Annotated in this window: 11 protein-coding genes, 2 rRNA genes and 1 pseudogene; 13 read left to right on the forward strand and 1 reads right to left on the reverse strand. The window is 72.1% G+C overall.

All coding sequences use genetic code 11. From position 1 onward, the window contains the following. From B5Y66_RS10910 to B5Y66_RS10935, 6 genes are all read left to right on the forward strand, one after another. Positions 1-180, forward strand: a 23S ribosomal RNA gene (locus B5Y66_RS10910); the annotation flags it as partial. Between the two features lie 134 nt (positions 181-314). Then, a 5S ribosomal RNA gene (gene rrf / locus B5Y66_RS10915) occupies positions 315-431 on the forward strand. Positions 432-1,138: 707 nt separating this feature from the next. Further along, the gene (uraD, locus tag B5Y66_RS10920; protein ID WP_245807065.1) at positions 1,139-1,642 is read left to right on the forward strand and encodes a 2-oxo-4-hydroxy-4-carboxy-5-ureidoimidazoline decarboxylase; all 504 of its coding nucleotides are present in this window, start codon (positions 1,139-1,141) and stop codon (positions 1,640-1,642) included. Further along, complete coding sequence (gene uraH / locus B5Y66_RS10925) at positions 1,639-1,977, forward strand: hydroxyisourate hydrolase (protein ID WP_079574523.1); 339 nt, start codon at positions 1,639-1,641, stop codon at positions 1,975-1,977. Before uraD ends, uraH begins: the two co-directional genes overlap by 4 nt. A gap of 134 nt (positions 1,978-2,111) precedes the next feature. Continuing rightward, the gene (gene pucL, locus B5Y66_RS10930) at positions 2,112-3,056 is read left to right on the forward strand and encodes a factor-independent urate hydroxylase (RefSeq protein WP_079574528.1); all 945 of its coding nucleotides are present in this window, start codon (positions 2,112-2,114) and stop codon (positions 3,054-3,056) included. Positions 3,057-3,096: 40 nt separating this feature from the next. After that, the gene (locus B5Y66_RS10935; RefSeq protein WP_079574531.1) at positions 3,097-4,776 is read left to right on the forward strand and encodes a nucleobase:cation symporter-2 family protein; all 1,680 of its coding nucleotides are present in this window, start codon (positions 3,097-3,099) and stop codon (positions 4,774-4,776) included. An 80-nt stretch (positions 4,777-4,856) separates the two neighbouring features. Here B5Y66_RS10935 and B5Y66_RS10940 read toward each other — a convergent pair whose 3' ends face one another. Next, on the reverse strand, positions 4,857-5,606 hold the full coding sequence (locus B5Y66_RS10940) for an IclR family transcriptional regulator (protein ID WP_079574533.1): 750 nt from the start codon (positions 5,604-5,606) through the stop codon (positions 4,857-4,859). Positions 5,607-5,774: 168 nt separating this feature from the next. Here B5Y66_RS10940 and B5Y66_RS10945 point away from each other — a divergent pair, with 168 nt between their 5' ends. The 7 genes and pseudogenes from B5Y66_RS10945 (at position 5,775) to allB (ending at position 14,908) form a co-directional block, all read left to right on the forward strand. Beyond that, on the forward strand, positions 5,775-7,253 hold the full coding sequence (locus B5Y66_RS10945; protein WP_079574535.1) for an NAD-dependent malic enzyme: 1,479 nt from the start codon (positions 5,775-5,777) through the stop codon (positions 7,251-7,253). Continuing rightward, positions 7,250-8,506: a DUF6986 family protein gene (locus tag B5Y66_RS10950; RefSeq protein WP_079574538.1), complete on the forward strand. Its 1,257-nt coding sequence runs from the start codon at positions 7,250-7,252 to the stop codon at positions 8,504-8,506. Before B5Y66_RS10945 ends, B5Y66_RS10950 begins: the two co-directional genes overlap by 4 nt. 207 nt (positions 8,507-8,713) lie before the next feature. Then, positions 8,714-9,517, forward strand: coding sequence for a hydroxypyruvate isomerase family protein (locus B5Y66_RS10955; RefSeq protein ID WP_217700798.1), 804 nt, complete (start codon positions 8,714-8,716; stop codon positions 9,515-9,517). Positions 9,518-9,563: 46 nt separating this feature from the next. Beyond that, positions 9,564-10,442, forward strand: a pseudogene (locus tag B5Y66_RS10960) (2-hydroxy-3-oxopropionate reductase); the annotation flags it as partial. A gap of 38 nt (positions 10,443-10,480) precedes the next feature. After that, positions 10,481-12,256, forward strand: coding sequence for a glyoxylate carboligase (gene gcl / locus B5Y66_RS10965; protein WP_079574547.1), 1,776 nt, complete (start codon positions 10,481-10,483; stop codon positions 12,254-12,256). A 64-nt stretch (positions 12,257-12,320) separates the two neighbouring features. Further along, on the forward strand, positions 12,321-13,568 hold the full coding sequence (locus B5Y66_RS10970; protein WP_079574549.1) for a glycerate kinase: 1,248 nt from the start codon (positions 12,321-12,323) through the stop codon (positions 13,566-13,568). Beyond that, on the forward strand, positions 13,565-14,908 hold the full coding sequence (allB, locus tag B5Y66_RS10975; protein ID WP_079574551.1) for an allantoinase AllB: 1,344 nt from the start codon (positions 13,565-13,567) through the stop codon (positions 14,906-14,908). The genes B5Y66_RS10970 and allB overlap by 4 nt, the downstream gene beginning before the upstream one ends. Positions 14,909-14,915: the final 7 nt, after the last annotated feature.

A 14,915-nucleotide genomic window follows, 5' to 3' on the forward strand; every position in this document is an offset into this window, starting at 1 on the left:
CGTTCGGAAGGGATAACCGCTGAAAGCATCTAAGCGGGAAGCCTGCTTCAAGATGAGGTTTCCATCCCCGCAAGGGGTGAAGGCACCCAGCTAGACCACTGGGTAGATAGGCCGGATGTGGAAGACAGGACTCAAGACTGTCGGAGCTGACCGGTACTAATAAGCCAACAACTTCACACACACATCAACACTGTTGATCAATACATGCTACGCGTCCACTGTGCGGTTCCCGAGAAACGGGCACCACCCCCACCCCCGCGCACCACCAGTGCGCGGGCAAACCAGGGGGGACCAACCCGAAAACTCGATACTGTTACGGCGGTCATAGCGTGGGGGAAACGCCCGGTCCCATTCCGAACCCGGAAGCTTAGCCCTTCAGCGCCGATGGTACTGCCCTCGAGAGGGGGTGGGAGAGTAGGACGCCGCCGGACACCCATTCACGAAAGGCCCACCCCCCCGGGGTGGGCCTTTCGCATACCCAGAACAAGCCCCGCACAGACCCCACACGAGTCACCCGACACCCCCCACGCGGGAGTCGAACCCAGCGACCAACCCTCGACCCCACCGCCCGATCCCGGCGACCAACGCATCGCGGCGTTCCGGGTCAGGGCCGGCGTCCGCCGCGGTGATTCCGTCGTCCTGTTCTTGTTCGTGGCCCGTTAGTGCTTTCGTCCCCGCGCCAGTCATCGACCGTGCCGTGCCCGACTGTGACGTCGCCGGCCGTGCCGTCTTCGACCGTGTGAGTTCCGGCCGTGCTGGTATTGCCGTGCCGCGCCGGCTGCGTCCGTCTCCGATCGTGCTGCTACCTGCTGTGCCGCACTCGCTGCGCATCCGAACACCCGCCTGGTGGTGATGGTCCGCCGCCTCTGCCGCGCTCCGCGACGGCCGTCGATTCTTCCGGGCGGCCCGTGCAGGTGCGCCGGCGTGACCGCCACGGTCTTTTACGGCCCTGCCGCGGGCGCCTGTTGGCGGCGTGACCAGAGGCGACACGTCAGATCGACCACTGCCGCGATGGTGGCAGGGGGCGCGGCACACCCGATGAGCGCAGACTCACTTGACAGCGCGCGCGAGAGAGAGTCAGACTTCACTGAACGGAAACCCACTTTCGGTGGGTGGAATCTCTGAGGAGGATCGCTCGATGATGAGTGCTGGTCTCGAGGCATTCAACACCGCAGACAGCCCATCTGCGCGGGAGCAGGTGCTGTCGTGCGCAGCCGTGGCGCGGTGGGCTGACGCGGTGGTCGCGGGCCGGCCGTACCCGGACGTCGATGCGGCCCTTGCCGCTGCCCGCACCGTGGCCGACCCTTGGAGCGAGGAAGAGATCGACTCCGCGCTCGCCCGTCACCCGCGGATCGGGGAGCGGGCCGAGGGGGCCGACGCCGACGCGGCGCACTCCCGCCGGGAACAGTCCGGGCTCGGCGAGCTGAGCGGGTCGGTCGAGGAACGCCTGCGTGCCGGCAACCGTGCCTACGAGGAGCGGTTCGGCCACGTCTTCCTCATCCGTGCTGCGGGGCGAACCGCCGATGAGATCCTGGCGCAGCTCGAGGTGCGGTTGGCGAACGACCCGGCCGCCGAGCGTCGTATCGCAGGCCAGCAGCTGCGGGAGATCGCCGTGCTGCGGCTGGAAGGAGAGCTGGCATGACCTCGCACATCACGACCCATGTCCTCGACGCCGTCTCGGGCCTGCCTGCGGCGGGCGTGGCCGTCTCCCTGTGGCGTGTCCGCACCGACAGCGCCGAGCGTATGGCTGACGCCACGACGGACGCCGACGGCCGGGTGAAGGACCTCGGCCCGCAGGTGCTCGAGCCGGGCACCTACCGCGTCACCTTCGCGACCGGCGACTACTTCGCCGACCGAGGGGTCGCGACCTTCTACCCGTCGATCACGATCGACTTCTCGGTCGAGGCCGGGCGCGACCACTACCACGTGCCCTGTTTGCTCAGCCCTTTCGCGTACTCGACGTACCGCGGGAGCTGACAGGCCCAGGCCCCCCATCACCAGTCGCGGCAGAGGCGCCGCGGCCTGCGTCATCGTCATCGGAGACGTACCCCCGGGCCACCCTTGCGAGGCGGCCTCGGACAAACGCAACAACAGATGAAGGAGTCAGCACCATGACTGCCACCGCCACCGACGCCCAGGCCACCACGGGCACGATCGTGCTGGGCGAGAACCAGTACGGCAAGGCCGAGGTCCGTGTCATGAAGGTCGACCGCGACCAGGCGCGCCACCGCATCACCGAGCTCTCGGTGACCTCCCAGCTGCGCGGCGACTTCACCGCCGCGCACATCGACGGCGACCAGGGCCGCGTGGTCCCGACGGACACGCAGAAGAACACGGTGTTCGCGCTCGCCAAGGACGGCATCCCCTCGCCGGAGGAGTTCGCCCTTCGCCTGGGCGAGCATTTCGTCTCGAGCTTCGACTGGATCGAGGGCGGCCGCTGGGAGGCCAAGGAGTACACCTGGGAGCACATCCCGTCCTCCCTGACCGCCAACGTCTCCGACGGCGAGCACGACCACGCGTTCGTCAAGGGCGGCACGGAGACCCGCACCACCGTCGTCCAGCGCGAGGGCGAGGAGGTGTTCGTCGTCTCCGGTCTCGAGGACCTCAAGGTCCTCAAGTCGACGGGCTCCGAGTTCCACGGCTTCCCGAAGGACCGCTTCACGACGCTCCAGGAGACCACGGACCGGATCCTCGCGACGTCGGTCACGGCCCGGTGGCGCTACACGACGCTGGACATCGACTTCAACGCCGTCTATGACGACGTGCGTCGCATCCTGCTCGAGACGTTTGCGGACGTGCACTCCCTCGCGCTGCAGCAGACGCTCTACCAGATGGGCAAGCGGGTGCTCGAGGCGCACCCGGAGATCGGCGAGATCAAGTTCTCGATGCCGAACCTGCACCACTTCGTCGTGGATTTCGAGCCCTTCGGGCTGGAGAACCCGAACGAGGTCTTCTACGTCGCCGACAGGCCGTACGGGAAGATCGAGGCGGAGGTGAAGCGGGAGGGCGCGGACCAGGAGCCGCGCGCGTGGGCGACCGTCACGGGGTTCTGCTGATCAGCGTGACTCCGTGGAGTCGGTTCGAAGGAGCATCGACATGAGCACGACGACGATCGACGCGGCCGCGGGGCCGGCCGCGTCGAAGGCCGGTCGACCGGAGGACGAGCGGTACCCGCTCGGCAAGACGTTCCTCTACGGCCTGCAGCACATCATGACGATGTACGGCGGCGTGATCGCGCCGCCGATCATCGTCGGGCAGGCGGCAGGGCTGACCGGGGCGGAGATCGGGGTCCTCGTCTCGGCCGCGCTGCTCGTCAGCGGCCTGGCCACCGCGCTCCAGACGCTCGGCATCCGCTTCTTCGGCTCTCAGCTCCCGCTGGTGCAGGGCATCTCGTTCGCCACCGTGTCCACGATGGTCGCGGTGGCGAGCGGGGACGGCGGGCTGCCCGCCGTCTTCGGCGCGATCATCGTGGCGGCGGTTGTCGGGCTGGCGATCAGCCCCTTTTTCGCCCAGGTCGTGCGGTTCTTCCCGCCCGTCGTGACGGGCACGATCATCACGATCATCGGGGTCTCGCTGCTGCCGACGGCGGCCGGCTGGATGATGGGCGGCGACGAGGAGGCGGCGGACTGGGGCTCGGTCCCCCACATCACCCTCGCGCTCGGCACGCTCGCCGTGGTGCTCTTCCTCAGCCGGTTCCTGCAGGGCACGATCTCGCGCCTGTCCATCCTGTTCGGCATCGTCATCGGCACCGTGGCGGCGGTGCCGCTCGGGCTGGCTGACTTCTCGGGGGTCGGTCAGGGGCCGGCGTTCGAGCTGCCGACGCCGTTCGCCTTCGGCGCCCCCGTCTTCGAGATCGGCGCGATCATCTCGATGACGATCGTGATCCTCGTGATCATGACGGAGACGACGGCCGACCTGATCGCCATCGGCGAGGTGCTCGACACCGAGGTCGACGCGAAGCGCGTCGGCGACGGGCTGCGGGCCGACATGGCCGCCACGCTGGTGGCGCCGTTCCTCAACTCGTTCCCCGCCTCCGCCTTCGCGCAGAACGTGGGCCTGGTCGCGATCACCGGCATCCGGTCCCGGTTCGCCGTCGCGGCGGGCGGCGCCGTCCTGTTCGTGCTGGGCCTGTTCCCGGTGCTGGGCCGCGTGGTCGCGGCGATCCCGCCGCCTGTGCTGGGCGGCGCCGGCATCGTCCTGTTCGGGTCGGTGGCCGTGTCCGGGATCCGCACGCTGTCGCGCGTCGAGTACGAGGGCAACCTCAACCTCACGCTCGTCGCGGTCGCGCTGGGGTTCGGCATCGTCCCGATCGCCGTCCCGGACTTCTACGACCAGTTCCCGACCTGGGTAGGCATGATCTTCCACTCGGGTATCGCGGCGGCAGCCGTGGTCGCCGTCCTGCTCAACCTCGTGTTCAACGAGATCCGGTGGGGCCGCCGGAGCAAGGACCCGTCGGTGTTCACCGCGGGGTCCTCGGCGCGCCTGGTCGTGACGGAGGAGCAGGAGCAGCGCCGGGCGGAGTACTTCGCCCGCCTGGACGCGGAACGGCAGGAGGAACGTCGACGCGCCCGCCTCAACGCGGACGTGCGGGCACGGGTGCGCCACGGCCACGGCCGCCGGTCGGGCTGCGTGTCGGCGATCGACCTGGACGCCGACGGCGTGCCGGACGTGCTGCAGATCCGTGCGGGGGCACGCGCGGCGGTGGCCGAGCGTCCCGTGGCCCGCGCGCCCGGCGAGCTGGTGCACGCCGGCCGCGCCGAGGCGGGAGACGGGTGACGACGATGGCCGTCCCGTCACGACGCAGGGTGCGAGGCGGGAGCCCCGCCTCGCACCCCGCCTCGGGTCGCGCGCTGCCGTCAGGCGGCGAGAAGCTCCTTCGAGATGGTGTCGGCCACCTCGTGCAGCAGGGGGAGCGCGGCCTCGCCGAACTCGTAGGTCACGCGGGCCGCGGGCCCGGAGACCGAGAGCGCGGTCGGGGTGGGCGCGTCCTTGACGGGGACGGCGAAGCACCGCACGCCGATCTCCTGCTCGCCGTCGTCGACGGCGTAGCCCTGCTCGCGGATGGTGCCGATCTCCTTGAGCAGGTCGTCGACGTCCGTGATCGACAGGTCGGTGGCGGGCGGCATCCCGACGCGGCCGACGATGTCGCGGACCGTCTGGTCCGGCAGCTCGGCGAGCACCATCTTCCCGACGCCGGTGCAGTGCGTGTACACGCGCCGTCCCACCTCGGTGAACATCCGCATCGAGTAGGACGACGACGCCTGGGCCACGTAGACGACCATGTCGCGGTCGATCATCGCGAGGTTGGCGCTCTCGCCGAGCTCGCGGGCGAGGCGCTCCAGGTGGGGGCGCGCGCTGGCGCCGAGCTGGCGCCCGGCGCTCTCGCCCAGCCGGATGAGGCGCGGGCCCAGGGTGTACCGGCGCGACGGGAGCTGGCGGGCGTAGCCCCGGCCGACGAGCGTCCGCATGAGCCGGTGGATCGTCGGGAGCGGGAGGTTCGCGGCCGCGGCGAGCTCGCTGAGGGCCGCGTCACCGCCGAGGTCGGTCATGATCTCGAGCAGGTCGATCGCCCGGTCCACCGACTGGACTCCGGTGCCGTTCGCCATGGTCGCGTCCTCCTTCGCCTACGGCCCCGGCTTCGCCGCCGGGCCGTCCGTGCGTGCTCCCACGTCGGCGAGCACTCCGCATTCCCCTGAACCGTGGTCGGTCCCAGGAAGCATCCTTCCACATCTCGGAACTTCATGACATCAGCAGGACGAAAGGAAACCCAGGCCATGGCGATGCCCAGCCCCAGCTACACGATCACCCTCCGCGTCGAGGCGCCCGCGACCCAGCGCGCGACGAGCGAGATCGTCCACGAGATCGCCACGGCCGGCGGCTCGGTGATGGGCGTCGACATCGCCCAGTCCCACGCCGACACGATCGTCGTCGACGTCACCTGCGACACGGTCGACGCCGAGCACGGGGAGCGGATCGTCGCGGCGCTCGACGCCCTGGACGGCGTGCGCGTGCTGAAGATGTCGGACTCGACGTTCCTCATGCACCTCGGCGGCAAGATCTCCGTGACCCCGAAGGTGCCGCTCAAGACGCGCCGCGACCTCTCGCGCGCCTACACCCCGGGCGTCGCCCGCGTGTGCCTCGCGATCGCGGACCGCCCCGAGGACGCGCGCCGTCTCACCATCAAGCGGAACACGGTCGCGGTGGTCACCGACGGGACGGCGGTGCTCGGCCTCGGCGACATCGGGCCGCAGGCCGCCATGCCGGTCATGGAGGGCAAGGCCGCGCTGTTCAAGCAGTTCGCGGACGTCGACGCGTGGCCCCTCGCCCTCGACACCACGGACACCGAGGAGATCATCCGGACCGTGAAGGCGATCGCGCCCGGCTTCGGCGGCGTGAACCTCGAGGACATCTCCGCGCCGCGCTGCTTCGAGATCGAGAAGCGCCTGCGCGAGGAGCTCGACATCCCCGTCTTCCACGACGACCAGCACGGCACAGCCATCGTCGTGCTCGCGGCGCTCATCAACGCGCTCAAGGTCGTGAACAAGAAGATCGGGGACGTGCGCATCGCGGTGTCGGGCGTCGGCGCCGCGGGGTCGGCCATCATCCGGCTGCTGCTGGCGCAGGGCGCCCGGGACATCATCGGCTTCGACCGGCACGGCGCGCTCACCCCCGAGTCGGCGGCCGGCGACGAGAACCGGACCTGGATCGTGGAGAGCACGAACCCGTCCGGCTTCACGGGCACGCTCAAGGAGGGCCTGGTCGGGGCCGACGTCTTCGTCGGCGTCTCGGCGGGCAACATCCTCGTGGGCGCCGACGTGGCGACGATGGCCGACGGTGCCATCGTGTTCGCCCTCGCGAACCCGACGCCCGAGGTCGACCCGATCGCGGCGGGCGAGACGGCCGCCGTCGTGGCCACCGGCCGCAGCGACTACCCGAACCAGATCAACAACGTGCTGGCGTTCCCCGGCCTGTTCCGGGGGCTGCTCGACGCGGGTGCGACGCAGATCACCGACGAGATGCTCCGCGTGGCGGCCGTCGCGATCTCCTCGGTGGTGAGCGAGGACGAGCTCAACCCGGCGTTCATCATCCCCGGCGTGTTCGACCACCGCGTGGCCGAGGCCGTCGCCGACGCCGTGCGGGCCGAGGGGCTCAAGGAGGTCGCGGTGGCCGAGCAGCGCGCCGAGGACGCCGAGCACCTGGCCCCCCACCTCGGCCGCGTGCTGCACGCGGACGCCGCGGCGGTGGCCCGATGAAGGCCTCCCTCGGCCAGGCGACGCTCGACGACGTCGAGCGGCGGCTCGCCGCGCACGACGCCCACCTCGAGCGCGCCTACCCGGGCGACGACGGCACGCGGCAGCCGGTGCACACCGTGTACGTGCCGGCGCACCGCTACGCGGCCGGGCTCGCGCAGGACTGGGGTGCCCAGGCCCTCGCCGTGGTCGACGCGCAGGGCACGGACGCGCTCCTGGACGCCGTCGGCGTGCGGGACGACCTGCGCGAGGCGGTCGCCGCACAGGTGCATCGCAAGCTCGAGGTGGAGCCGATCGAGGACCTGCGGATCGACCTCGAGGACGGGTACGGCACGCACCCGGACGCCGCCGAGGACGAGGTGACGGCCGCGGCCGCCACCGCGCTGCGCACCGAGCTGGACGCCGGGAGCGCGACGCCGTTCGTCGGCATCCGGTTCAAGTGCTTCGAGCGGCCCACCCGCGCCCGGGGGCTGCGGACCCTGGACGTGTTCGTCAGCACCCTGGCTGCCTCGGGGAACCTGCCCGCCGGCCTCGTCCTGACCCTGCCGAAGGTGACCGCCGTCGCGCAGGTCGAGGCGATGGTCGCCGTCTGCGAGCGGCTCGAGGAGGCCAACGGCCTCCCGGCGGGGCGCCTGCGCTTCGAGGTGCAGGTCGAGACCCCGCAGTCGATCCTCGACGCCGCGGGCACGGCCACGGTGGCACGGATGATCCACGCGGGGGCGGGGCGCGTCAGCGGCCTGCACTACGGGACCTACGACTACTCCGCGTCGCTCGGCATCGCCGCGGCGTACCAGTCGATGGAGCACCCGGCCGCGGACCTCGCCAAGGAGGTCATGCAGCTGGCGGCCGCCGGCACGGGCGTGCGGTTGTCCGACGGTTCGACGAACGTGCTCCCGGTGGGTGAGGACGCGCAGGTGCGCGCCGCATGGGCCAACCACGGGCGCCTCGTGCGCCGGTCGCTGGAGCGCGGGTTCTACCAGGGCTGGGACCTGCACCCGGCCCAGCTCCCGAGCCGGTTCGCGGCAACGTACGCGTTCTACCGGGAGGGCTTCGAGCCCGCGACCGAGCGGCTGGCGAACTATGTGAACAGGGTGGAGGGGGCGGTGCTCGACGAACCCGCCACCGCCAAGGCCCTCGCGTGGTACCTCAAGCGCGGTGTCGACTGCGGCGCGCTGAGCGCCGAGGAGATCGTCGAGCGCGTCGGCCTGCAGCCGGCCGCGCTCACGGCGATGGTGACGCGCCCGCTCGGGGGCTGACGCTCCCGGCACCGGCGCGAAGCGGACCGCCACGACGGCCCGGCAGGACGACGTCCTGCCGGGCCGTCGGCGTGTGGGCGGGATCACGACCGCACCGCGGGACGGGCCCGGGCAGGGGTTGACCGATCGCACCGGGCCGACGTAGCGTTTCCATAACAAGGAACCAATCTTCCATCTGGCGAAAGCGAGTCAGCGATGACGGACCAGATCCCTTACACCGTGAACTGCTCGATCCTCCTCACGGACCTGCCGCTCCTGGAGCGCCCGGCGGCCGCGAAGGCGGCCGGCTTCGACGGCGTCGAGTTCTGGTGGCCCTTCGCGACGTCGACCCCCGCGGCCGACGAGGTCGATACGTTCGTCGCCGCCCTCGCCGACGCGGGCGTGCAGCTCACCGGCCTCAACTTCGACGCCGGCAACATGCCGGGCGGCGACCGAGGCCTGATCTCGTGGCCCGAGCGGTCGGCGGACCTGCGCGCCAACCTCGACGTCGTCGCCCGCATCGGCGAGCGCACCGGCTGCCGCGCGTTCAACGCGCTCTACGGCAACCGCGTGGAGCGCGAGGAGCCGGCCGCGCAGGACGCGCTCGGCGCCGAGAACCTCGCGCTGGCCGCGAAGGCGGTCGAGCGCATCGGCGGCACGGTGCTGGTGGAGCCCGTCTCGGGCGCCCCCGCCTACCCGCTGACGACGTCGGCCGACGCCGTCGCCGTCCTGGACCGCGTCCGCGACGAGCACGGCGCCACGAACCTCGGCCTGCTGTTCGACGTCTACCACCTGTCGGTCAACGGCTCGGACGTCGACCTCGACCTCAAGACCTACGGCGACCGCATCGCCCACGTGCAGGTGGCCGACGCCCCCGGGCGCGGCGCCCCGGGCAGCGGCGACCTGCCGATCCAGCGCTGGATCGCCGACCTGCGGGCCGCGGGCTACGCCGGCCCCGTCGGCCTCGAGTACAAGACCGCCGACGTGCACCCGTTCGCCTGGCTGCCGCGCGAGCAGCGATCCGGTCGCTGAGCCGCGGCCCGACCACGACCTCGTCGACCCTTCCGGAAGGAACACCCCAATGAGCACCATCGCCTTCATCGGCCTCGGCATCATGGGCAGCCCGATGGCCGTTCACCTGCAGGACGCCGGGCACGCCGTCGTCGGCTACAACCGCACGGCCGCCAAGGCCCAGCCCCTCGTCGAGGCCGGCGGCACCGCCGCGTCCTCCGTCGCCGAGGCGGTCAAGGCCGCGGACGTCGTCGCCGTCATGGTGCCGGACTCGCCGGACGTCGAGGGCGTCCTGACCGGGGACGACGGCGTCCTCGCGAACGCGCAGCCCGGGACGCTGATCATCGACTTCTCGTCGATCCGCCCCGACGTGACGATCGCGCTGGCCGAGCAGGCGAGGGCCGCCGGCTTCCGGTACCTCGACGCGCCGGTCTCCGGCGGCGAGGCGGGAGCCCGGAACGCCGCCCTGTCGATCATGGTCGGCGGCGCCCCCGAGGACTTCGCCGCGGCGTCCGACGTGTTCGACGCCGTCGGCAAGACCGTCGTGCACGTGGGGCCCTCCGGCTCCGGCCAGACCGTCAAGGCGGCCAACCAGCTCATCGTCGCCGGCAACATCGCGCTCCTGGCAGAGGCCGTCGTCTTCCTCGAGGCGTTCGGCGTCGACACCGAGGCGGCCGTCAAGGTGCTCGGCGGCGGGCTCGCCGGCTCCGCCGTGCTGAACCAGAAGGCCGAGAAGATGCTCGGCCGCGAGTTCGCGCCGGGCTTCCGGATCGACCTGCACCACAAGGACCTGGGCATCTTCCAGGCCGCCGCGCGCGAGCAGGGCGTCGTCGCCCCGGTCGGTGCCGTCGTCGCGCAGCTCATGGCCGCGGCCCGCGCCGAGGGAGACGGCTCGCTCGACCACTCCGGCCTGTTCAACGCCGTCGCGCGCCTCTCCGGCCGCTGAGCCGACCCCACTTTTCAGAAGACTCGAAGGAGAGCACCATGCCCCGCATGCGCGCGGTCGACGCCGCGGTCGCCATCCTGGCGAAGGAGGGTGCCACCGAGGCCTTCGGCCTCCCCGGCGCCGCCATCAACCCGTTCTACGACGCCATGCGTCGCAGCGGCGACATCCACCACGTGCTCGCCCGGCACGTCGAGGGCGCGTCGCACATGGCCGACGGCTACTCGCGCGCCGCCCGCGGCAACATCGGCATCTGCATCGGCACGTCGGGCCCGGCGGGCACCGACATGATCACGGGCCTCTATGCCGCGTGGGCCGACTCGATCCCGATGCTGTGCATCACGGGCCAGGCCCCGGTGGCCAAGCTCGACAAGGAGGACTTCCAGGCCGTCGACATCGCGTCGATCGCCGCGCCGGTCACCAAGCTGGCCAAGACGGTCCTCGAGGCGTCGCAGGTGCCGGGCGTCTTCCAGCGCGCCTTCCAGCTGATGCGCTCCGGTCGTCCGGGCCCGGTGCTCATCGACCTGCCGATCGACGTGCAGCTGACGGAGATCGAGTTCGACCCCGAGACGTACCAGCCGCTGCCCGTGGAGCGTCCGGAGGCCACCCGCGAGCAGGTCGCCAAGGCGATCGACATGCTGCTGGCAGCCGAGCGCCCGCTGATCGTGGCCGGTGGCGGGATCATCAACGCCGGCGCGGAGGCGGAGCTGGTCGAGCTGGCCGAGACCCTCGGCGTGCCGGTGGTCCCGACCCTCATGGGCTGGGGCGCGATCCCCGACGACCACCCGCTGACCGCGGGCATGGTCGGCATCCAGACGTCGCACCGCTACGGCAACGCGACGTTCCTGGAGTCGGACTTCGTGATCGGCGTGGGCAACCGGTGGGCCAACCGCCACACCGGCGGGCTGAAGACCTACACCGAGGGCCGCACCTTCGTGCACGTCGACATCGAGCCCACGCAGATCGGCCGTGTCTTCGCGCCCGACTACGGCGTGGTCTCCGACGCGGGCGCGTTCCTGCGCACCGCCCTCGAGGTGGCCGCCGAGCGCAAGGCCGCCGGCCGGGTGCCCGACTACGCGGCCTGGGCCGCGTCGGCGCAGGAGCGCAAGCGCACGCTGCAGCGCAAGACGCACTTCACGGAGGTGCCGATCAAGCCGCAGCGCGTGTACGAGGAGATGAACAAGGCCTTCGGCCGCGACACGGTCTACGTCACGACGATCGGCCTGTCGCAGATCGCCGGCGCCCAGCTGCTGCACACGTACCACCCGCGGCACTGGATCAACGCCGGCCAGGCGGGCCCGCTGGGCTGGACCGGCCCGGCCGCCCTCGGCGTCGCGCGGGCCCTGCCCGAGGGCGACGTCGTGGCGCTCTCCGGCGACTACGACTTCCAGTTCATGCTGGAGGAGCTCGCCGTGGGCGCGCAGCACCACCTGCCGTACGTGCACGTCGTGGTGAACAACGCCTACCTGGGCCTGATCCGCCAGTCGCAGCGCGCGTTCGACATGGACTTCCACGTGTCCCTCGCGTTCGACAACATCAACTCGGCCGAGACCGAGGGGTACGGCGTGGACCACGTCAAGGTCGCCGAGGCGCTGGGCTGCAAGGCGATCCGGGTCAAGGACCCGGAGGACCTGGGCGCCGCGTTCGCCAAGGCACAGGCCATGACGGCCGAGTTCCGTGTCCCCGTGGTGGTCGAGGTCATCCTCGAGCGGGTCACCAACATCGCGATGGGCGCCGAGCTCGACGGCGTGAACGAGTTCGAGGACCTGGCCATCTCGGCGCAGGACTCGCCCACGGCGATCGCGCTGCTCGACTGACGGGTACCCGAGGACGGCGACGGGAGGGACGATGACGAGGACGGACCAGGGAGGTGGAGCGGCGATGACCACGACGACGCGGTCGACGGCACGTCCGACGACGGCCCGGACCGCGCCTGGGCGCGCGCCGCGCGTGCTGCTGGCCCCGGACAAGTTCAAGGGCTCCCTGACGGCGGGCGAGGTCGCCGCCCACCTGGCGGCCGGCCTGCGCCGCGCGGTGCCCGGCGTCGTCACCTGCGAGCTCCCCGTGGCCGACGGCGGCGAGGGCACGCTCGAGGCCGCCCTCGCCGCCGGCTTCACCCCGGTGGACCTGGTGGCGGCCGGCGCCCTCGGGGACCCGGTCGCCACCCGGTACGCCCGGCGCGGCGGCACGGCCGTCGTCGAGATGGCGGCCGTCACCGGGCTCGCCACGGTCATCCCGACCCCTGGCACGGCCCTGGTCGCGTCCTCCCGCGGGCTCGGCGAGGTGATCGCGCACGCGCTCGACTCCGGCGCCCGGGAGATCGTCGTCGGCGTGGGCGGGTCCGCCAGCACCGACGGCGGGGCGGGGATGCTGGCGGCGCTGGGCGCACGCCTCACCTCTGGCGCGGGCGACCTCGCCGACGGCGGGGGGCACCTGCACGAGCTGGTCGACGTCGACCTCTCCGGGCTCCACCCGGCGCTCGCGGAGGCCGAGATCGTCCTCGCGAGCGACGTGGACAACCCGCTGCTCGGCGAGCACGGCGCCGCCGCGGTGTACGGGCCGCAGAAGGGCGCCGACCCGGGGACCGTGGCCGAGCTCGAGCTCGGCCTGGCAACCTGGGTCGACGTGCTCGCGACCGTCGGCGTCACCGGCGCCCGCGGGTACGCCGCGGAACCCGGAGCCGGGGCTGCGGGCGGCGTGGGCTTCGCCTGCCTGCTGCTCGGTGCCGAGCGGCGCCCCGGCGTCGAGGAGGTGCTGGCCCTGACCGGCTTCGCGGACTGCCTCGCCGGGGTCGACCTGGTCGTCACGGGGGAGGGCAGCCTCGACCTGCAGTCCCTGCACGGCAAGACGCCGGTGGGCGTGGCCGTGGCCGCGGCGGGTGTCCCGACGGTCGCCGTGTGCGGCCGCTCGGCCCTCGACCCCGAGCGGGCGGCCGCCGCCGGGTTCGCGGCCGTGCTCGCCCTCACCGACATCGAGCCCGACGTCGCCCGCTGCCTCGCCGAGGCGGGACCCTTGCTCGAGACCCTCGCCGTGCGGCTCGTCGAGCACCTGCCGACGGCTGCGCCCAGGGACCCTGTGACGCCACGCTCCGTGCCGCCCGAGACGACGACCCCGATGGAGAACGCATGACCGACACCGCCACCCATGACCTCGTCGTCCGCGCCGCCCGCGCGCTGACCCCCGACGGTGAGCGCGCCGTCGAGGTCGGCGTGACCGCCGGCCGGATCGAGACGGTCGTCCCGCTCGGTACCGGCCTCGCCGGCTCCGAGGTGCTGGAGCTGGCCGAGGACGAGGTGCTGCTCCCCGGGCTCGTCGACTCGCACGTGCACGTCAACGAGCCGGGCCGCACCGAGTGGGAGGGCTTCGCCACCGCCACGCGCGCCGCCGCGGCCGGGGGCGTCACGACCATCGTGGACATGCCGCTGAACTCGCTGCCGCCCACGACCTCGGTCGCGAACCTGGCGGTCAAGAAGCAGCGCGCCGTGGACCAGGCGTTCGTGGACGTCGGGTTCTGGGGTGGCGCCGTGCCGGGCAACACGGCGGACCTGCGCCCCCTGCACGACGCGGGCGTGTTCGGCTTCAAGTGCTTCCTCGCCGACTCGGGCGTGCCGGAGTTCGGCCACCTGGAGGACGCGGAGCTGCGCACGGACCTTGCCGAGCTGACCTCGTTCGGCGCCATGATGATCGTGCACGCGGAGGACCCGGGCACGCTCGAGGACGCCCCGCAGGAGCCCGGCCCCACCTACAAGCACTTCCTCGCCTCCCGCCCGGCCAAGGCGGAGTCCACGGCGATCGCCGGGCTCATCGACGCCGCCCGCGTCACGGGCGCCCGCGCGCACGTGCTGCACCTGTCCGACGCCGACTCGCTGCCGATGATCGCGGCCGCGCGGGCCGAGGGCGTGCGCCTCACGGTCGAGACCTGCCCGCACTACCTGTCGCTGGACGCCGACCACGTGCCCGACGGCGCGACGGCCTACAAGTGCTGCCCGCCGATCCGCGAGCAGGACAACCAGGACCGCCTCTGGCAGGGCCTGCGCGACGGCCTGATCGACGTCGTCGTCACCGACCACTCGCCGGCCACCGCCGCGCTCAAGGAGCCGGCGTCGGGCGACTTCGCCGAGGCCTGGGGCGGCGTCGCGTCGCTGCAGCTCGGCCTCGCCGTGGTGTGGACCGAGGCCCGTCGTCGGGGCGTCCCGCTCGCCGACGTGGTGCGCTGGATGTCCGCGGGCCCGGCCGCGCTGGTCGGCCTGGAGCGCAAGGGCGGCATCGCGGTCGGCAAGGACGCGGACCTCGCCGTCTTCGCGCCGGAGGCGACCTTCGTCGTCGACCCGACGCGCCTGCACCACAAGAACCCGGTCACGCCGTACTCCGGCCGTGACCTCACGGGTGTCGTACGACGCACGCTGCTGCGTGGTCGTCCCGTGGGCGACGAGCCCGCCGGCACCCTGCTGCGCCGCGGCGAGTCCTGACCCGCCA

Origin of the sequence: Krasilnikoviella flava (assembly GCF_900167525.1) — a bacterium.
Classification (GTDB): Bacteria; Actinomycetota; Actinomycetes; order Actinomycetales; family Cellulomonadaceae; genus Isoptericola; species Isoptericola flavus.

Bases quoted from the DNA above. Each gene is read 5' to 3' on its own strand.
- B5Y66_RS10950 (WP_079574538.1), top strand. From the start codon at position 7,250: ATGAAGGCCTCCCTCGGCCAGGCGACGCTCGACGACGTCGAGCGGCGG.
- uraD (WP_245807065.1), top strand. From the start codon at position 1,139: ATGATGAGTGCTGGTCTCGAGGCATTCAACACCGCAGACAGCCCATCT.
- B5Y66_RS10940 (WP_079574533.1), bottom strand. From the start codon at position 5,606: ATGGCGAACGGCACCGGAGTCCAGTCGGTGGACCGGGCGATCGACCTG.
- allB (WP_079574551.1), top strand. From the start codon at position 13,565: ATGACCGACACCGCCACCCATGACCTCGTCGTCCGCGCCGCCCGCGCG.
- uraH (WP_079574523.1), top strand. From the start codon at position 1,639: ATGACCTCGCACATCACGACCCATGTCCTCGACGCCGTCTCGGGCCTG.
- gcl (WP_079574547.1), top strand. From the start codon at position 10,481: ATGCCCCGCATGCGCGCGGTCGACGCCGCGGTCGCCATCCTGGCGAAG.
- B5Y66_RS10970 (WP_079574549.1), top strand. From the start codon at position 12,321: ATGACCACGACGACGCGGTCGACGGCACGTCCGACGACGGCCCGGACC.
- B5Y66_RS10945 (WP_079574535.1), top strand. From the start codon at position 5,775: ATGGCGATGCCCAGCCCCAGCTACACGATCACCCTCCGCGTCGAGGCG.
- B5Y66_RS10935 (WP_079574531.1), top strand. From the start codon at position 3,097: ATGAGCACGACGACGATCGACGCGGCCGCGGGGCCGGCCGCGTCGAAG.
- pucL (WP_079574528.1), top strand. From the start codon at position 2,112: ATGACTGCCACCGCCACCGACGCCCAGGCCACCACGGGCACGATCGTG.